The sequence below is a fragment of the Bradyrhizobium sp. USDA 4354 genome (genome assembly GCF_054060315.1).
Map to the genome: position 1 here is coordinate 6,685,488 of NZ_JBSSDC010000001.1, position 18,281 is coordinate 6,703,768.

Consider the following 18,281-nt stretch of genomic DNA (forward strand, 5'->3'; position numbering starts at 1 on the left):
TCGCAATGACGACGTGAATGGAGCTCTGCGTTTGTCGAACAGATCGTCTCGCGGAGACTCCCCCTCACCCGGAATTTGCTTTCGCAAATTCCGGCCTCTCCCCGCAAGCGGGAAGAGGCGAAGAAGGCCCGGACTAAATCAGCTTCCGTTGCGCGAGGTTCTTCATCAGCGCGCCGATGCCGAAGGTCCAGGGCTCGCATTCGTCGCTGGTGCGCATGCGGTTGACGAGCTTGCCGAGCTGGGGCGCTGAGATCGTGACGATGTCGTCGCGCTTGTGGGTGAAGCCCTGCCCCGGCGCGTCGCGATCCTTCACGGGTGCAAACATGGTGCCGAGGAAGAGAACGAAGCCGTCAGGGTACTGATGGATCTTGCCGATGGTCTGCGCGACGAGATCGGTGGGATCGCGGCTGATCTTGCTGATCGAGGAATGGCCGTCGAGGACGAAGCCGTCCGTACCCGTCACGTTCAGACTGATGTCCAGCTTGCGGGCGTCATCGAGCGTAAAGCTATCGTCGAACAGGCGCAGCAGCGGACCGATGGAGCACGAGGCGTTGTTGTCCTTTGCCTTCGACAGCAGCAGCGCCGAACGGCCCTCGAAATCGCGCAAATTCACGTCGTTGCCGAGGGCGCCGCCGACGATTTTGCCGCGGCTCGACACGAACAGCACGAGCTCGGGCTCGGGATTGTTCCAGGTTGATTTCGGATGCAGGCCGGCATCCATGCCGGTGCCAACCGACGACAGCGTCGGCGCCTTGGTGAAGACTTCAGCGTCGGGGCCGATTCCGACCTCGAGATACTGGCTCCAGGCGTTCTGATCGATCAGCACCTGTTTCAGGTGCATCGCCTGGTCCGAGCCCGGCTTGAGTTTCGATAGATCGTCGCCGATCAGGCGCGTCACCTCCTTGCGGATCGCTTCGGCCGAGGCCGGATTGCCCTTGGCGCGTTCCTCGATGACGCGTTCCAGCATGGAGATGGCGAAGGTGACACCGGCCGCCTTCAGGGTCTGGAGATCGACGGGCGCGAGCAGCCAGGGCTTTTTCGGGTCACGCCCGTCGGGTGCCGTGTTGGCCACGATCGCTTCGAGATCGCCGATGCGCTCGCCTTTGGTCGAGCCAAGCGCCCTGGTCGGATTGTCCTCCTCGCACAGCGCGCTGATGGTCGGAAAACTTGCGGTGACGTCGAATACGCCATCGCCGCGCACAGCAACGACGGCCGGACCATTCACCTGGGGCAGCCAGACACGACCGGCCAGCGTTCCCCGCGTTCCATCCTCGGGGAGAAGGTCTTTCACCGTCAATGTCGTCATGGCCGCGTCCTCGCTGTTTCTCAGAACCAGCCACATCAACCAGCGGCCGGTCTCATTGGCAAAGACCAATAAACGTCTGGCGCGCGAAGTCCAGTGCGGCGCGTCCACCGCATAACCGAGCGACCCGGCTCGATCATGGCGGAAATCCCGATCCCGCTGGAGTGGCCGCGGCAGCAATCGATGCTGATGTCGTCGGAGTTTCCGGCGCTGCGCCGCGGGCTGATGTCTCGGCTCCGCGAGGAAAGCTTCAAAGCGATGGGCGGCGAGATCAACGACATGGGCATGCAAAGGCTGAGCATCGAGCTGCGCGGCCATTCACCGGCGGACGTGATCTGACCTCTCTCGACACACCCGCTCCCGCTCTCCCCTAGCGGGCGAAATCGCATGTGCGTCGAGCCTTATGCCGGCTCGTAGTCGTATACTTCGCCCCTACGTACCACGCGACCGATGCCTGGCCGGCCAAGATGCGCCCCGGCGATCCACGTCCCCGTCGCGGCCGCGTCGTGGAAGACCTTCAGGCGGGTTGCGCGTGCGGTCGGTTGATCTTCGTCATAGCCCCAACTGAGCGTGGGATTACCGAACTGCAAGGCAGGCACATGAACGATGTCCCCGAAGAACAGGAAACGGTCCTCATTCGTTTCGAACGCGTAGCCAATGTGACCGGGGGCATGGCCGGGCAGAGCAACCGCCCTTAGTCGCTCAGCCACTTGATCGCCGCTCCGGACGGGCTTCAGCAGGGGCTGGAAGCGCGCAAGGTGCATTTCAGCGAGAAAACTCTCCACAGCCCCATCGGCAATCATGATCTGCTTCAAGTTCGGAAAGAGCACTCGGCCGTCGAGAGTCAAGAGGCCGTGCACATGATCCTGATGGGAGTGGGTGAGCGCCAAGAGTGTGATCGAAGCCGGATCGATCCTGGCTTCCACCATGGTCTGCTCGAGCCGCCCCATTGTCGGTGCCCAGCCCCCTCCTCCGCTGTCGATGAGAACGCCCTCCGCGCCTGGACCTGCGAGAGCGAAGCAATTGACAAAGAGGCGAAACACCCCTGCCTGCGCAGCTTGCGGCACCGGTCTATTCTGCGGGTCCCGCAAAAGGTCGGCCGGCATCTCGACATAGCCGTCCGAGAGAGACCGGATGCACCATCCTCCCGAACTGCCGCAGAGGACATTGTCGCTGTGGGATGTCACGATCATGAGGCCAACGCGGCGGCCTGACGCAGATCAGGCCGCAGATATGTCGTTCACTACGCAAGCGTTACGTATTCGAGGTCATCACTTTCTGAACGATCTTCCAGGTTCCATCAACCTTCAGACATGACAGCATGTCCGTGAAGACACGTGGCGGGATCTGCAATTTCAACTTCAAAAGTGCGAGCTCTTTTTCAACGTCGATTGATAGGATCTGGTCGTCGCGCTCGAGGCCCTGTTGTTTCGGCGCTTTCATGTTGCGGACGGCTGCTAGCCACGTCGCAATCGGCGTCACGCCCACGTTGCCGTCCTCGCCGATCTTTGTCACAGAACTCGAGGGATGAAATATGGATGCAAATTTCTCAGCATCCATTTCATAGGCGGCGTCGAAATAGGTCTGCGCCAGCGAGCGCAAGGCGGGAATATCCGTATTCATAGCCATCCTGAAAAGCTGTCACACTGAACCAATTCATGCGGCCCACTATCGCGGTGCCGAGCGTCAGGCCGCCAGCACGTGCCGAGCGTGCCTCACATCTCGATGCTGACCAAGACTAGGATAGGCTTTCTTATGAGTATATACGTGTTGTGGAGGATAGTGTCATGAGCGATATTCATAAATCATGAGAAACGAACTGAACGAGCTCGCTACGTTTGAGATGGTCGCCCGTGAACGGAGCTTTACACGGGCTGCTGCAAAGCTAGGTGTGTCTCAGTCTGCCCTGAGCCACACGATCCGGGGGCTTGAGCAGCGGCTCGAGTTGCAGCTTCTCGCGCGGACAACGAAGAGCGTCGCACCGACCGCTGCAGGGGCAGCTCTTTTGAAAGACTTGTCTCCGGCACTTGAGGAAATTGCTCGTGCCCTCGACAGAGCCCGAAGCGTTCGGCACCGACCTGCTGGGCGCCTTCGAATTGCGATGTCGCGCTCGGCGGCCGTGATGGTGCTATTGCCGCGGCTCACGGCATTCGCCGAGGCCTATCCCGACATCGTTCTCGACGTCGTCACCGTCACTGGCCCTGTAGACCTCGTTGCAGGCGAGTTCGACGCCGGTATTCAGCTTGGCGAGTACATTCAAAAAGATATGATCGCGGTGCGTGTCACGCCGGAATTGCGATTGGCAGTAGTGGGATCGCCCCGCTATCTCGCGTCACGACGCATCCCGCAAAAACCAAAAGATCTGAATGACCATCGATGCATAACTCTGCGTCTTCCGGGCGGGCCATATCGGTGGGAGTTCGAACGTGGGCGACGGTCGGTCACGATCAGCGTGAACGGCCCGCTCATAGTCGACGATACGCACTTAGTGATTCAGGCGGCGCTCAATGGAGTTGGCCTCGGTCTCGCCTATGAAGAGCAGGTCGCGGGGTACATTGCGAAGCGACGGCTTATCCGTGTCCTGGAGGACTGGACGCCCCCAACTCCCGGTTTCTTCATGTACTATCCAAGTCGTCGGCATCAGCCTGCAGCGTTGTCTGCGTTAGTGAACGCGCTTCGACTCACTCAACGATAGTCTACGCGAGGCCAGAGCGCCGACGCATGTCCGGTCGGACAATGGGCCGGATTTTTAGCCAATATCGCCCAGCCATGGCTCCCGCGTCGGTGTGAAGGCGATCCACATCGCGCCGGCGTCACTTGAACCAATGCACCAGCGCGATGCTGATCCCCAGCAGCAGCATCAGCGACAGCGTCACGGCGGCTGTCACCCGGCCACCGACATTCGCCAGCACCCGCACGTCGACGCCGAGGCCAAGCGCGGCCATCGACACCACGGTGAGAAAGCCCGTGATCTTCGTCACCGGCCCGACCACCGTGGCCGGCACGATCTCCAGGGACCGCAGGGTCGCCAGCGCGAGGAAGCCGAGGATGAACCACGGTACCAGGCGGAAGAAGCCGACATTGGTCTTCTTGGCATCGCTGTGCCAGCGCGAGGCGATCAGCGACAGGCCGACGACGACGGGACCGAGCATCAGGACGCGCATCAGCTTGACCAGCGTGCCGATCTGCGTCGAGACGAGGCCGGCCGGCACCGTCGCCGCCAGCACCTGTGGCACCGCATAGACGGTGAGGCCCGCGAGGATGCCGTATTGCGTCGCAGACAACTGCAACAGCGGGATCAGCAGCGGCAGGCCCAGCACCATCATCACGCCGAGGATCGCGGTGAAGGAGATCGAGGATGCGATCTCGTCGTTGTTGGCGCCGATGATCGGCGCCACCGCTGCGATCGCGGAATTGCCGCAGATCGAGTTGCCGCAGGCGATCAGGATCGACAGCCGCGTCGACAGGCCGAGCATGCGGCTGAGGCCGAAGGAGACGCAGAGCGCGACCACAACGACGGCCGCGATCGAAGCCAGCAGGGCGATGCCCGAGGCGGCGATAGCGGCAAAGCTGATGGAGGCACCGAGCAGCATGACGGCGACTTCGAGCAGCTGCTTGGCGCTGAAGGCGATGCCGGCCTGCCAGCGCGCGGCCGGCTTCCAGAAGCTGCGGAGCGCCATGCCGAGCAGGATCGCCATCACCAGCGCCTCGACATAGGGATGCTCGAACGCGCCCAGTTCCGCCCGCTCCAGTAGGGCCGACACACCGGCGACGAGAATGCAGAGGAGGATGCCCGGAATCAGCGCCGCAGCGCGGCTGACGGCGGTGGCCGGCTTGGAATCGGCCGGGCTGGATGCTTGATTCTGCGACACAAATCTCTCCCGGAGGAGAAGGATTTATACGCAGCGCGGCCCGATTGGGGAATATGTTTTCGACATATCTGGGCCGAGGGAAGTTCTATCCTCGGCCTGGAATAACCACCAGGTTCAGAAGATCAGGCTCCTGGCGAGCGAAGCGACCCGGCTGAAGCCGTCATAGATGCCCGGCTCGAAGAAGGCCGCACGCGCCAGCACGATGCCGGCGACCAGCGACCAGAACAGCGTGGTGCCAGCCCGCAGCAGGAGCTTTGAGGCGCGCGATTTCGGCTGGGCGTCGGTTGCGGACACCAGCTGCTCGCCGAAGGGCTCAAATCCAATGCGTTCCATAGCTGCTGATCCACCAATTTCTGGCAGAAATGTCGTCGGTTCGGCCACAAACAGCAATGGAAGCGATTGGCTTTTTTGGCTTCCGGTGGGGAAACTCCTTCCGCCGGAGAGACCCCAGACAATAGTTTTCTTCTTCGGGCTTATTCCGGCACCGCCGCTCCAGTCACAGCGCCAGGTAACGCCGCCGGATCGCATCATTGGCCTTCAGCTCGTCTATCGCGGCGGCATAGACGATCTGGCCCTTGTCGATAACTGTGGCGTGGCTCGCCAGCCCCAGGCAGAAGTGCATGTTCTGCTCGGCGATCAGGACGGTCGAGCCGAGCTGGCGAAGCTGCCGCAATAGCTCGCCGATCCGCTGCACGATGATCGGCGCGAGGCCCTCGCTCGGCTCGTCCAGCAGCAGCAGCGCCGGATTGCCCATCAACGTGCGCGCGATCGCCAGCATCTGCTGCTCGCCGCCGGAGAGGCGCCCCGCGATGCGATGGCGCAGCTGCTCCAAGAGCGGGAAGACCTCATAGATGCGCTTGATCGGCCATTCGTCCTGGCCTTCGGGTCCCTTCTTTTTCCCGATGACGAGATTGTCCTCGACCGTGTGCTCCGGAAAGATCTGGCGGTCCTCCGGCACGAAGCCGAGACCCGCGCGCGCGATAGTATGCGGCTTCAGGCCCGAGATCACCGCGCCGCGCAGGCTGACCCTTCCCCGTCGCGGCGGCGCGAGGCCCATGATCGCCTTCATGGTCGTCGACTTGCCGGCGCCGTTGCGGCCGAGCAGCGCCATGGTCTCGCCCTGCCGCACCGAGAGGCCGACGCCGAACAGGATCTGGCTGGTGCCATAGTAGACGTCGAGGTCGGCAACTTCGATGACAGCGGCGCTCATGCGGCGGCTCCCGCGTGTTCGGTGCCGAGATAGGCGTCGATCACGGCGCTGTTGTTGCGGATCTCGTCGGGCGTGCCGGTCGCGAGGATGCGGCCGTAGCAGAGCACGACGATCTTCGGGGCGATCTTGAACACGATGTCCATGTCGTGCTCGATGAAGACGACGGTGATCTTCTGGCTCTCCCAGAGCTCGCGCACCTTGTCGATCATGCGCCAACGCTCCTCCGGGCCCATGCCGGCAGTGGGCTCGTCCAGCAGCAGCACCTTCGGTTCGAGCACCAGCGCCAAGGCGATATCGAGCAGCTTCTGGTCGCCATGCGACAGCGTTGCGGCGGTGCGATGGCGTTTGCCGGCAAGGCCCAAGAGCTCCATCACATGCTCGGCACGGTCCCGCGTCTCCGGCAGCGGAAAGCGCTTGTGCAGCACCGCGGAGGTGCGCTGGTCGGCGCTGACGGCGGCGAGCATGGTCTCCTGCACCGTCAGTGACTTGAAGATGCTGGCGACCTGGAAGGCCCGACCAATGCCGTGGCGAACGATCTCCGGCGGCGAGCAGCCGGCGAGATCGACGCCGTCGAGCAGCACCCGACCGGAATCCGGCTTTAGCGCGCCGGTGATCAAATTGAAGAACGTGCTCTTGCCCGCGCCGTTCGGTCCGATCACGGCGGTCAGCGAGCCGTCAGGGAAGTCGAGTGTGACGTCATTGGTCGCCTTCACGCCGCCGAAGGATTTTGCGAGGTTGCGGATCTCAAGCATGGCGCGTCTCGCGGCGTTGTCTGGCACCGTCATTCCGGGATGGTCCGTCAGGACCAGACCTGGAATCTCGAGATTCCGGGTTCGCACTTCGTGCGTCCCGGAATGACTGCTCGATACATGTAACGCACATGGCTACCGCCCCTCGCCTGCGTTGCGCCGCTGCGCGTACCATTCGGCAACGAAGTCGAGCAGGCCCTTGCGCAGGCCCAGCGCGAAGAACAGGATGACAACGCCGAGCACGATGCCGTGGTACTCGGTGAACCGCGTCACGGTGTCGTTGAGCAGGAGCAGCAGCACGGTGCCGACCATCGGGCCGAGGAAGGTCGAGACGCCGCCGAGCATGTTGATGAAGATGGCTTCGCCCGAGATGGTCCAATAGGCGAATTCCGGATAGGCGCCGGAGACGAACAGCGCCATCACCATGCCGCCCATTGACGCGAACAGCGCCGCCAGCACGAACACAGTGAGTTTTGCCCGCCAGACGTCGATGCCGAGGAAGCTCGCGCGCGCGGCGTTGTCGCGGATCATACGCAGCGTATAGCCGAACGGCGATTGCGCGATCTGGCGCATCGCAAGCAGGCCGAGGATCAAAAGCGCGCAGCTCGTGACATAGAGATGGACGTGATTGGACAAATCGATGCCGAGGAACGCCGGGCGCGGAATGCCGCCGCGCAGACCCTGGTCGCCACCGGTGAAGGAGGCCCAGGACAGGATCGTCGAATGGATCAGCATCTGGAAGGCGAGCGTGACAAAGGCGAAATAGATCTCCTTGAGCCGCACGCAGATCGCGCCGATGACGGCCGCAACCACCGCCGTGATCGCCAGCGTCACGACGAAGGCGACCGGAATCGGCACACCGAGCTTCTGCATGATCAGGCCAAAGCTGTAGGCACCAAGGCCAAAGAACATGCCGTGGCCGAACGAGGTCAGGCCGGTGTAGCCGACCAGCAGATTGAGCGAGGTCGCGAACAGGCCATAGGCCGAGCAGCGAATGACGAAATCCAGCAGCGCCTTGCTGCCTGTGAACAGCGGCAGGCTCGCCAGCACGGCGAAGGCGATCAGCGCGATCAGGACGTCGCGATAGCGTCGCAGCACGGCGCCGCTGCGCACCGGCACGAGGGTTTGCGCGCGGCCGGCCTCGATCTCGGTCATGCCGCCTCCTTGCCGAACAGGCCTGTAGGCTTCGAGACCAGCACGATCACCATGAACAGATACATCAGCCCTTCCGTAAACAGGGGAAAGCCGAGCGAGCCGAACGAGCGGATCAGCCCGAGCAGCAGCGCGCCGATCAGCGCGCCCAGGATCGAGCCCATGCCGCCGATCACGGTGACGATGAAGGACTCGATCAGCACGGAAAATCCCATGCCGGGAGTGAGCGAGCGCACCGGGGCGGCAAGCGCACCGGCCAGCCCCGCCAGCATGCCGCCGAGCGCGAACACGCCGCCATAGATCAGGCCGGTGTTGATGCCGAGCGCCGAGACCATGCCGGGATTATGAGCGGCGGCACGGATCACTTTGCCGATGCGGCTGCGCGACAGGCCGAACCCGAGCACGACGGCCGCGAGAAGCGCCACGCCGATCAACAGCAAATAATAAGGCGGCACCACGCCGCCGGCGATGAACAGCGGCATCACCTGGAACGCCGAGGGCATGCCCATCGCCTTGAACTCGGGCCCCCAGATGATGCGGACGACATCGTCGAAGATCAGCACGAAAGCGTAGCAGACGAGCAGCTGCATCAACACGTCCGCGCCATAGACACGGCTCATGAAGACGCGCTCGAAAATCAGGCCGAGAACGGCCGTGCCCGCCGCGCCCGCCACCATCGCCAGCGCAAAGCTGCCGGTGAGCTGATAGGCCGTCATCGCAAAGTAGGCGCCGAACATGTAGAAGGCGCCGTGACTGAAATTGACCACCTTGAGCACGCCGAAGATCAGCGTCAGCCCGACCGCGACCAGGAACAGAAGCATGCCGATGATGAGGCCGCTGGTGGTCTGCGTCACCAGGCAGGCGGAACTGGAGAGACAGCCGGCAAGCGCGTCGATGTCCACGGGAGCACTTTCATTGCGACGCGCCCAACAGGGCGCGGAAAACGAAACGGTAACGGAGACGGTCGCCCGTCTCCGTCGCGCGCGTGATCAGGTGTAGCCCTTGCTCTTCTTCCATTCGGCTTCGAGCTCGAAGATGGTCTTCCAGTCGCCGGCCTTGACCTCGGGCACGTACGGTTCCTGCGGGATCGTGGTGCCCCAGCCGATGGCGTAGCCGACCAGCGTGTGATCGTCGCCGCGCATCGTCACGGTACCGTCGGCGCCGAACGGGCACTTGATGGTGAGGCCCTTCAGCGCCTCTGCGATCTTCTTGCCGTCGGCGGAGTTCGCCTTCCTCGCCGCTTCCGCCATCAGCATGATGGCAGTGGCGTTCTCCCACGACCAGTTGGTCGGATATTCATTGTACTTGGCCTTGTAGGCGTCGCCCCAGGCGGCGTTTTCCGGCGTGGTCGGGAACGTCTTGATGTAGCGATTACCGGAGTGGATGCCCTTGGGCAGGTTCTTCACCACGGTAAGCGCGGTGTAGTCGGCCATGTTGACCGCGAACACCTCCATCTGGCCGAACATCGCGTAGATGTTGGCTTGGTCGATGTAGGAGGTGAGATCGCCGCCCCACAGGCAGGAATAGAGCGCCTGCGGTTTGGCCTGCAGGATCTTGGTGACCACCTCGGTATAGTCGGGCTGGAACAACTTCGGCCAGGACTCGCTGATGATCTCGACCTCGGGCGCAAAGCGCTTGAGGTACAGCGTGAACTCCGCCGTGGTGTCGCGGCCATAGGCATAGTCGGGCGAGCAGGTTGCCCATTTCTTTAGGCCCTTCGCCTTGGCGATCGCTGCGGCATAGCTGCCGCCGACGATGGAGTCGTGCACGCCCTGTCGCGCGGTGCGGAACGCATTGGGAATGTGCTGCTTCGGGTCCGCAGTCAGCGACGAGGTTTCCGAATTGGTGTGGATGCAGAACACGCCGAGATCGCGCGCGACCTCGTGCACCGCGAAGGCGCCGGACGAGGCCTCGGCGTCGATCAGCAGCTCGCACCCATCGGTGTTGACGAGCTCGCGCGCGACGCGGGCGGCCTCCTGCGGTTGGCCCTTGGAGTCGCGGATCACCATCTCGATCTGCCGGCCGGCGAGACCGCCGGCGGCGTTGACCTTCTCGACCTCGAGCATCACCGCATTGCGCGAGGACGTGCCGAGCTGCGCGACGCGCCCCGACAGAATCGTCGGCATGCCGATCTTGATGGTCTTGGCCTGGGCACGCGCCACCCAGGGCGCGGCAAATGTCATCGCACCGGCGCCCATCAGCGTCAGCGTTGAACGGCGGCTGATGCCCGGCGTGCGGGTTCTCGTCATTTTCCCCTCCCTCTTTCGGGTCGGCGTTTTCCTGGTCCCTTGCCGGAGATCGTCTCGTCTCCGTATTCCCAAGGATTTCAGAGGCAGGGGGTGACGTCAAGCCAAAGATGAATTATGAGTCAGAATTCATATGAGGAAACGAGGCCGGCCATTGGCCCGAAACCGGCGAAAATGATCAATCTGTCGAGCTTCATCGCCTTTCATGCCCGGCGCATGCCGGCGCGGCCCGCGCTGAAATACCGCGGCGAGGAGATTTCCTACGCCGAACTCGACGCACGCATCCGCAAGGTCGCCGGCTGGCTCGCCGCGCAGGGCATCGGCGCCGGCGACATCGTGGCGGTGCTGATGAAGAACAGCGCGGCGTTCCTGGAGCTCGTCTTCGCCACCAGCCATCTCGGCGCGGTGTTCTTGCCGATCAACTTCCGCCTCTCGCGCGACGAGGTCCATTACGTCGCCGGCAATGCCGGCGCACGGCTTCTGATCGTCGATGAGGAATTAGCGGCGAATGCCGCGGGCGCGAGGGTCGTCGTGCTCGACGAAACCGCGCAGCAGAGCGTCACGTGTCTCGCGGGCAATGCCGCGCCAGCACCGATGCATGTTCGTCAACCATCCGACCTGATGCGGCTGATGTACACGTCGGGCACGACCGACCGTCCCAAGGGCGTGATGCTCTCTTACGATAATTTCTACTGGAAGTCGGTCGACCAGACCATCGCGCTCGGCCTTGGTGCCGAGACGCGGCTTCTCGTCGTCGGCCCGCTCTATCACGTGGGCGCGCTCGACCTGCCCGGCATCGCCGTGCTGTGGCATGGCGGCTTCATCCGCATCGAACGCAACTTCGAGGCTGAGACGGCACTCGCGGCGATCGCGGAGGACAAGCTCAACGCCGCCTGGTTTGCGCCTGTGATGACCACGGCGATGCTGACCTGCCCCACCCGTGACCGCTATGACGTCTCCAGCCTGAAATGGGCCATCGGCGGCGGCGAGAAGACGCCGGAGTTGCGCATCCGCGCTTTCTCGCAAGTCTTCCGCAACGCGCGCTACATCGACGCCTATGGTCTTACCGAGACCGTCGGCGGCGACACGTTCATGGAGGCCGGCCGCGAGATCGAGAAGATCGGCTCCACCGGCCGCGCCATTGCCCATGTCGAGATCGAGATCCGCGACGAGGACGGCACGACCCTGCCGCCGAACGTCAATGGCGAGATCTGCCTGCGTGGTCCCAAGATCACGCGCGGCTATTGGAAGGATCCGGAGAAGACGGCGTCCGCGTTCTTCGGCGACTGGTTCCGCAGCGGTGACGTCGGCTATCTCGACGACGAGGGCTTTCTGTACCTGACCGACCGCAAGAAGGACATGATCATCTCGGGCGGCGAGAACATCGCCTCCTCCGAGGTCGAGCGCGTCATCTACGATCTGCCTGAGGTGCGCGAGGTTGCAGTGATTGGCCTCTCCGATGCGCGCTGGGGCGAGCGGCCGGTTGCGATCGTCGTGCTGGCCGAGGGCGCGAGCCTCGAGCTCCCTGCCCTCACCGAGCACTGCCGCGCCCGGCTGGCGAGCTTCAAGGTACCGAAACAGCTGATCATCCGCGACAGCCTGCCGCGGAACCCAAGCGGAAAGATTCTCAAGCGCGTGCTGCGCGCCGAGCTGGAGTCGTCTGAATGACGCACGTGAACGCCAAGGTGACAAAGCTCAACCGCGTCGAGCGCAACGCCTGGACCAAGCAGAAGATCTTCGATGCCGCGACGAAGATCGTCGGCAAGTACGGCTATGCCGAAGCCTCCGTCGCGCGCATCACCGAACAGGCCGTCGTCGCGCAAGGCACCTTCTACAATCATTTCGAGAACCGCCAGGAGCTGCTCGACCAGCTGCTGCCGAAGATCGGCCTCGACATGGTCGCGTTCATCCGCGCCCGCACCGGCAATGCGCACGCGGCGCGGCAGGAGATCGAGCGCTTCTCGGCCTTCTTCGACTTCATCCGCGAGGTTCCGGAATTCTTGCGCATCCTCAACGAGGCCGAGTTCTTTGCGCCGATTGGCTACCAAAAGCATCTCGACAACATCTCGGTCGCCTATGTCCGCATCCTGCGCCGGGCTCGTCTTGCCGGCGCGATCGAGGATTACAGCGATGAGGAGTTCGAGGCGATCGTCCACATGCTGATGGGCGCCCGCGGCTATCTCAGCCGCCGCTATTCCTATTCGCAAGGCAGCGTCACCACTGTGCCCGACCACGTCATCTCCGCCTATCGCAAGTTGATGACGCGCGGCCTCTTCACTGCCTCCGGAGATCAGGACACGCCATGAACATCGAATCTCCGCACAAGCCGCTCGACCTCGCTTCGACCATCGCCGAGGGCGATATCCGTTGCCTGCTGATGGTGCTGGTGCACATGACCGGCGATGAGAAATGGCTCGAGCCGCCGTACTTGCCCAAGCGCGACATCCGCCTCATTCCCGATCCCGAGGCCGGGGTGCCGAAGGCGATCCAGGACGAGATCCGCGCCGCGGTGGTCAAGCTGTTTGCCGAGGGCACGCCAAAGCCCGTCATCACCGACCCTGGCGAGGAATTGCTGCTGAGGATGATGCGTGCCTGCCTCGGCGAGAACGTCGCACCGGAATACGCACCGCTGATGCGCGAGGAGATGGGCTTTGTGCCGCGCGAGGCGAGCTGGACCAAGCAGCCGTCGAACGACAAGCTCGCCGAGCAGCACGTGCTGATCGTCGGCGCCGGCGTCTGCGCCATCGCGCTCGGCGTGGCACTCGGCCATCTCGGCATCCCCTACACCATCGTCGAGAAGAACGCCGAGCTCGGCGGCACCTGGTGGATCAACCGCTATCCCGGCTGCGGCGTCGATACGCCGAACCACTCCTATTCCTATTCCTTCGGCTCGCGCAATGCGTGGACACGCTACTTCTGCCAGCGTGAGGAGCTGCTCGGCTATTTGCTGAAGGTCGCGGAGGAATACGGCATCCGGCAACATCTGCGCGTCAACACCGAGTTGACCTCGTCGCGCTGGGACGAGGCTAAGCGGCGCTGGATCTCGACGCTGAAGACCAGGGACGGCGAAGAGACCTTTGAATCCACCGCGCTGGTCTCAGCCATCGGCCAGCTCAACGATCCCTCCCGCGCCCGCTTCAATGGCGAGGACAATTTCAAGGGCACGATCCTGCATTCGGCACTCTGGTCGAACGATATCGAGCTCGACGGCAAGCATGTCGCCGTGATCGGCACCGGCGCGACCGCGATGCAGCTGGTGCCGTCGATCGCCGGCCGCGTCGCCTCGGTCACGGTCTATCAGCGCAGCGCGCAATGGGCCCGACCGGTGAAGGGCTATGCCGATCCGATCAGCGAGGGCGCGCGCTGGCTGCTCGCGCATCTACCATTCTATGTGCAATGGTACCGCTTCAACATGTTCTGGCGCTACGGCGACGGCCTGCTGCCGTTCCTGCGCAAGGATCCGGCCTGGCCGCATCCCGAGCGCGCCGTCAACAAGGGCAATGACCGGCACCGCCAGGAGCTGACCGACTTCATCCTGTCCGAATTGCAGGGACGACCCGACCTGATCGAGAAATGCGTGCCGACCTATCCGCCCTACGGCAAGCGCATCCTGCTCGACAACGACTGGTTCAAGACCTTGACGCGTGACAACGTCGAACTCGTCACCGGCGCGATCGACCATTTCGACGAAAGCGGCATCGTCACCGCCGACGGCCGACACCGCCCGGCCGACATCATCGTGGTCGCGACGGGGTTCAAGGTGACGGAGATGGCGGCGCGCCTGAACATACGCGGCCGCGACGGCAAGGATTTGCGTGAATCCTGGGCCAACGACAATCCGACCGCGTTCCTCGGCCTCACCGTGCCTGATTTCCCCAACTTCTTCTGTATGCTCGGTCCGAATTCCGGACCGGCTCATGGCGGCAGCGTCATCTTTCAGTCGGAGTGCCAGAGCCGCTACATCTCGGCGTGCCTTGTCGACATGATCGAGCACGACGTCGCAGCGATTGATGTTCGCCAGGACGTGCTCGACGACTATGTCCGCAAGGTGGATGCCGAGCACGAGGCCATGATCTGGACCCATCCGGGCATGAGCACCTACTACCGCAACACGAGCGGCCGCGTGTTTTCGGCGATGCCGTGGCGGTTCGTGGATTACTGGCGCATGACCCATGATCCGGATCTGCGGCAGTACAGGCTGACGAAGGGGTAGGCAGTCTGTCAGAACTGATAGTGGCACCCTTTAGGCGCGTTCGTCCCACATCGTCATTGCGAGCGAAGCGAAGCAATCCAGAGTCTTTTTCCGCGGCGGGGTTCTGGATTGCTTCGCCACGCTCGCAATGACGCGGGTTGCGTCCTAAGCCGCCAAGCCACTTCCAACCGGCGCAAACTCCAGCCCGAGGCTTTCCGCCACTGCCTTGTTCGTAATCCGCCCGCGATGCACGTTGAGCCCGTTACGCAAGTGAGGATTTTCCAGCACTGCCGCAAAACCCTTGCCCGCGAGCATCAGGCCGAACGGCAGCGTCGCGTTGTTCAGGGCCTGACTCGAGGTCACCGGCACCGCGCCCGGCATGTTGGCGACGCAATAATGCACGACGCCGTCGACCTCGTAGGTCGGCTCAGCGTGCGTGGTCGGATGCGAGGTCTCGAAGCAGCCGCCCTGGTCGATCGCGACATCCACCAGCACCGCGCCTGGCCGCATCGATTTGAGCATCGCGCGCGTGACGAGCTTTGGCGCGCTGGCGCCTGGCACCAGCACTGCACCGATCACGACGTCGGCGGCGAACACCTCCTCCTCCACCGACTCGATGGTCGAAAAGCGCGTCCGCACGCGTCCCATAAAGAGATCATCGAGCTGCCGAAGCCGGGGTATGGAGCGATCGATCACGGTGACTTCCGCGCCAAGGCCCGCGGCCATCCGCGCCGCCTGCGTTCCCACCACGCCTCCGCCGAGAACGACGACGCGCGCCGGCTGCACGCCGGGGACACCGCCAAGCAGCAGACCGCGGCCACCGGCCGACCGCTTGAGCGCGGCGCCGGCTGCCTCGACGGCGAGGCGGCCGGCGACTTCGCTCATCGGCGCAAGCAGGGGGAGGTGGCCGGCCGCGTCGGTGACGGTTTCATACGCGATCGCGGTACAGCCGGACGCAAGCAGGCCCTTGGCCTGTTCGGGATCCGGCGCAAGATGAAGGTAAGTAAAGAGGATCTGGCCTTCGCGAAGCTGGACCCATTCGCTTCGCTGCGGCTCCTTCACCTTCACGATCATGTCGGACCTGGCGAAGATGTCGCGGGCGCTGCCGGCGATCGCAGCCCCTGCCCGCCGATAAACCTCGTCGGACGCGCCGATGCCGCTGCCGGCGCCGGTCTCGACCGTCACCTGGTGCCCGGCGGCGACATATTCACGGACGGCGCCCGGGGTGAGCCCGACGCGATATTCCTGCACCTTGATCTCCTTGGGCACACCGACGCGCATCTTGATCTCCCTCGACAATGCGTTGATTCCATTGTTGATCGTAGCGAGAGGGTCGGTTTGGTTTCGTGCAAATATCCGCTAGTTTGGCTGCGCTCGCGCCGGTTTCCGGCGCGGAAACGTCCTTTGACGCTGGAAACGAAACCTTGGCCCTCGACCGGAAAGACCTTGCCATCCTCGCGGAACTCACGACCAATGCGCGAGCCAGCCACACCGAGCTTGCCAACAAGGTCGGCCTGTCGAGCACGGCGCTAGCGCGGCGGCAGAAGGCGCTGGAGGACGACGGCTACATCCAGGCCTACCAGGCCGCGCTCGACCTCGCCCAGTTCGGCCTCACCACCACGGTGCTGGTTCGCATTGCGCTGGAGAGCCAGAGCGACGACGCACTGAAGGCGTTCGAGGCGGAGGTGGTGAAGTGTCCCTCGGTCGTGCGCTGCTTCCTGATGTCGGGGACCGACGACTACATCCTGATCGTGCTCGCCCGCGACATTCAGGATTTCGAGCGCATCCACCGCACCGAGTTGTCCCGCTTGCCCCGTGTCGCGCGGGTCCAATCGAGCTTCGCGCTGCGCGAGATCGTCAACCGCGCGGTGCCGACCGTGGTGTTCGGCGAGAAGCGCTGATCTCATCCGACGACCTCCGACGACCGGGAGAGCTGGTCGGGAACCATCCAACCCGTCATCCGTTGGGCGCTATTGGCCAGCGGCGGCAACGCATCCTCGCGTCAGATCCTGATTTGCCCAGCTCGGCCCCTCCGCAGGGAACAGAGCATGGCCGACATCACGGATCAGATCCCCGAACGCATTCCGATCAGCCTCGTCGTCAATGGCGTCAGGCGCACACTCGAGGTCGTGCCGTGGACCACGCTTCTGGATGCCCTGCGTGACCGTCTGGAGTTGACCGGCACCAAAAAGGGCTGCGATCACGGCCAATGCGGCGCCTGTACCGTGCTGGTCGACGGAAGACGGGTCAATTCCTGCCTGACCCTCGCCGTCATGAAGGATGGCGCTGAGATCACGACGATCGAAGGCTTGGCCAAGGACGGCACGTTGCATCCCCTGCAACAGGCCTTCATCGACCATGATGCGTTTCAGTGCGGCTATTGTACGCCGGGACAGATTTGCTCTGCCGCGGGCCTGTTGGCCGAGGGCCGCGCCAGGGAAGCCGAGGAGATCCGGGAGCTGATGAGCGGAAATCTCTGCCGCTGCGGCGCCTACCCCAACATCGTGGCTGCGATCGAGCAGGCAATGAGCCGGTCATGAACAACTTCCAATATTCCCGCGCAAGCGACATCGCCGACGCCATTCGCCTGCTCGCCGCCGATCCAGGCGCGAAGCTGATTGCCGGCGGCACCAACCTGATCGACCTGATGAAAGAGAATGTCGAACGGCCCTCCCGGCTGATCGACATTTCCCGCCTGCCGCTCCGCGACATCGAGGAGACTGCCGACGGCGGCTTGCGCATCGGCGCCTTGGTGCCGAATTCGGACCTCGCCTACCATCCGCTGATCGAGCAGCACTATCCCCTGCTCGCCAGCGCCATCCTGGCCGGCGCGTCCGCGCAATTGCGCAACATGGCCTCGGTCGGCGGCAATCTGATGCAACGGACGCGCTGCGCCTACTTCTATGACACGGCGACGCCCTGCAACAAGCGAACCCCAGGCAGCGGCTGCTCGGCACTCGATGGTCTCAACCGCAACCACGCAATTCTCGGCGCCAGCACGTCCTGCATCGCGACCAATCCATCCGACATGAGCGTGGCGCTGGCCGCGCTCGGCGTGCTCGTGCACATCGCAGGCCCCACCGGTCAGCGCACCATCGCGCTGACCGATTTCCATAGGCTTCCGGACGACAAGCCTCATGTCGACACAAATCTCGGCAGCGGCGAGATCATCATCGCAATCGAGCTGCCGCCGCGCAGTTTTGCCCGGAACTACAGCTATCTGAAGATCCGCGACCGGCTGTCCTACGCCTTCGCCTTGGTCTCGGTCGCAGCCGCGCTGGAACTGGAGGGCAACGCGATCAGCGAAGCGCGCCTTGCGCTCGGCGGTGTGGCTCACAAGCCCTGGCGAAGCCTCGAGGCCGAAGCAGCATTGCGCGGCCAGGCGGCAACACCGGATCATTTTGGGCGCGCCGCCGATCTGCTGCTGCAGGGAGCAACTGCTCATTCACATAATGGATTCAAGATCGAGCTGGCGCGCCGCGCCATCGTGCGTACGCTGATGCAGGCCACCAGCGCCACGCCGCAATCACAAGCCGACAAAAAGATCGCATGAGGGT

18 protein-coding genes and 1 pseudogene are annotated in these 18,281 nt (G+C 63.5%); 8 read left to right on the forward strand and 11 right to left on the reverse strand.

The window, feature by feature from the left end; translation table 11 throughout:
- Positions 1-133: 133 nt before the first annotated feature.
- A complete protein-coding gene (locus tag ACVIIV_RS31220; protein WP_456747610.1) occupies positions 134-1,306 on the reverse strand; it encodes a fumarylacetoacetate hydrolase family protein in 1,173 nt (390 codons plus the stop codon).
- Positions 1,307-1,405: 99 nt separating this feature from the next.
- Here ACVIIV_RS31220 and ACVIIV_RS31225 point away from each other — a divergent pair.
- Positions 1,406-1,642 (forward strand): annotated as a pseudogene (locus tag ACVIIV_RS31225) (ABC transporter ATP-binding protein); the annotation flags it as partial.
- Positions 1,643-1,704: 62 nt separating this feature from the next.
- On the opposite strand, the gene ACVIIV_RS31230 reads toward ACVIIV_RS31225, so the two are convergent.
- Complete coding sequence (locus ACVIIV_RS31230; protein WP_456747611.1) at positions 1,705-2,496, reverse strand: MBL fold metallo-hydrolase; 792 nt, start codon at positions 2,494-2,496, stop codon at positions 1,705-1,707.
- Between the two features lie 61 nt (positions 2,497-2,557).
- Positions 2,558-2,926, reverse strand: a complete 369-nt coding sequence (locus ACVIIV_RS31235) for a nuclear transport factor 2 family protein (RefSeq protein ID WP_456747612.1) — start codon at positions 2,924-2,926, stop codon at positions 2,558-2,560.
- Positions 2,927-3,110: 184 nt separating this feature from the next.
- Here ACVIIV_RS31235 and ACVIIV_RS31240 point away from each other — a divergent pair, with 184 nt between their 5' ends.
- Positions 3,111-3,998 carry a LysR family transcriptional regulator gene (locus ACVIIV_RS31240; RefSeq protein ID WP_456747613.1) on the forward strand — a complete coding sequence of 296 codons (888 nt, stop codon included), beginning with the start codon at positions 3,111-3,113 and terminating at the stop codon, positions 3,996-3,998.
- A gap of 118 nt (positions 3,999-4,116) precedes the next feature.
- On the opposite strand, the gene ACVIIV_RS31245 is transcribed toward ACVIIV_RS31240, so the two are convergent.
- The 7 genes from ACVIIV_RS31245 to ACVIIV_RS31275 form a co-directional block, all read right to left on the reverse strand.
- Positions 4,117-5,175 (reverse strand): YeiH family protein, encoded by a 1,059-nt coding sequence (locus tag ACVIIV_RS31245; RefSeq protein WP_456747614.1) that lies wholly within the window; start codon positions 5,173-5,175, stop codon positions 4,117-4,119.
- Positions 5,176-5,289: 114 nt separating this feature from the next.
- Positions 5,290-5,508, reverse strand: coding sequence for a hypothetical protein (locus ACVIIV_RS31250; RefSeq protein WP_456747615.1), 219 nt, complete (start codon positions 5,506-5,508; stop codon positions 5,290-5,292).
- A 163-nt stretch (positions 5,509-5,671) separates the two neighbouring features.
- Positions 5,672-6,385: an ABC transporter ATP-binding protein gene (locus tag ACVIIV_RS31255; RefSeq protein WP_456747616.1), complete on the reverse strand. Its 714-nt coding sequence runs from the start codon at positions 6,383-6,385 to the stop codon at positions 5,672-5,674.
- Positions 6,382-7,137 carry an ABC transporter ATP-binding protein gene (locus ACVIIV_RS31260; RefSeq protein WP_456747617.1) on the reverse strand — a complete coding sequence of 252 codons (756 nt, stop codon included), beginning with the start codon at positions 7,135-7,137 and terminating at the stop codon, positions 6,382-6,384. Before ACVIIV_RS31260 ends, ACVIIV_RS31255 begins: the two co-directional genes overlap by 4 nt.
- A 132-nt stretch (positions 7,138-7,269) precedes the next feature.
- Positions 7,270-8,289: a branched-chain amino acid ABC transporter permease gene (locus tag ACVIIV_RS31265; protein WP_456747618.1), complete on the reverse strand. Its 1,020-nt coding sequence runs from the start codon at positions 8,287-8,289 to the stop codon at positions 7,270-7,272.
- Positions 8,286-9,188 (reverse strand): branched-chain amino acid ABC transporter permease, encoded by a 903-nt coding sequence (locus tag ACVIIV_RS31270; protein WP_456747619.1) that lies wholly within the window; start codon positions 9,186-9,188, stop codon positions 8,286-8,288. Before ACVIIV_RS31270 ends, ACVIIV_RS31265 begins: the two co-directional genes overlap by 4 nt.
- Before the next feature lie 87 nt (positions 9,189-9,275).
- Complete coding sequence (locus ACVIIV_RS31275; RefSeq protein WP_456747620.1) at positions 9,276-10,535, reverse strand: ABC transporter substrate-binding protein; 1,260 nt, start codon at positions 10,533-10,535, stop codon at positions 9,276-9,278.
- A 114-nt stretch (positions 10,536-10,649) separates the two neighbouring features.
- Between ACVIIV_RS31275 and ACVIIV_RS31280 the strand changes: the two genes are divergently transcribed.
- From ACVIIV_RS31280 to ACVIIV_RS31290, 3 genes are read left to right on the forward strand one after another with little or no spacing between them, the layout of a single operon-like run.
- Positions 10,650-12,200 carry an AMP-binding protein gene (locus ACVIIV_RS31280; RefSeq protein ID WP_456747621.1) on the forward strand — a complete coding sequence of 517 codons (1,551 nt, stop codon included), beginning with the start codon at positions 10,650-10,652 and terminating at the stop codon, positions 12,198-12,200.
- Positions 12,197-12,838: a TetR/AcrR family transcriptional regulator gene (locus tag ACVIIV_RS31285; RefSeq protein WP_456747622.1), complete on the forward strand. Its 642-nt coding sequence runs from the start codon at positions 12,197-12,199 to the stop codon at positions 12,836-12,838. The genes ACVIIV_RS31280 and ACVIIV_RS31285 overlap by 4 nt, the downstream gene beginning before the upstream one ends.
- Positions 12,835-14,745, forward strand: coding sequence for a flavin-containing monooxygenase (locus tag ACVIIV_RS31290; protein WP_456747623.1), 1,911 nt, complete (start codon positions 12,835-12,837; stop codon positions 14,743-14,745). The genes ACVIIV_RS31285 and ACVIIV_RS31290 overlap by 4 nt, the downstream gene beginning before the upstream one ends.
- 144 nt (positions 14,746-14,889) lie before the next feature.
- Here ACVIIV_RS31290 and ald read toward each other — a convergent pair whose 3' ends face one another.
- Positions 14,890-16,005 carry an alanine dehydrogenase gene (gene ald, locus ACVIIV_RS31295; protein WP_456747624.1) on the reverse strand — a complete coding sequence of 372 codons (1,116 nt, stop codon included), beginning with the start codon at positions 16,003-16,005 and terminating at the stop codon, positions 14,890-14,892.
- A 143-nt stretch (positions 16,006-16,148) separates the two neighbouring features.
- On the opposite strand from ald, the gene ACVIIV_RS31300 reads away from it, so the two are divergent.
- The 3 genes from ACVIIV_RS31300 (at position 16,149) to ACVIIV_RS31310 (ending at position 18,277) form a co-directional block, all read left to right on the forward strand.
- Entirely contained in the window at positions 16,149-16,625 is a 477-nt protein-coding gene (locus tag ACVIIV_RS31300) for an Lrp/AsnC family transcriptional regulator (protein ID WP_456747625.1), read from the forward strand.
- 147 nt (positions 16,626-16,772) lie between these two features.
- Positions 16,773-17,264 (forward strand): (2Fe-2S)-binding protein, encoded by a 492-nt coding sequence (locus ACVIIV_RS31305; RefSeq protein ID WP_456747626.1) that lies wholly within the window; start codon positions 16,773-16,775, stop codon positions 17,262-17,264.
- Entirely contained in the window at positions 17,261-18,277 is a 1,017-nt protein-coding gene (locus ACVIIV_RS31310; RefSeq protein WP_456747627.1) for an FAD binding domain-containing protein, read from the forward strand. Before ACVIIV_RS31305 ends, ACVIIV_RS31310 begins: the two co-directional genes overlap by 4 nt.
- Positions 18,278-18,281 lie beyond the last annotated feature (4 nt).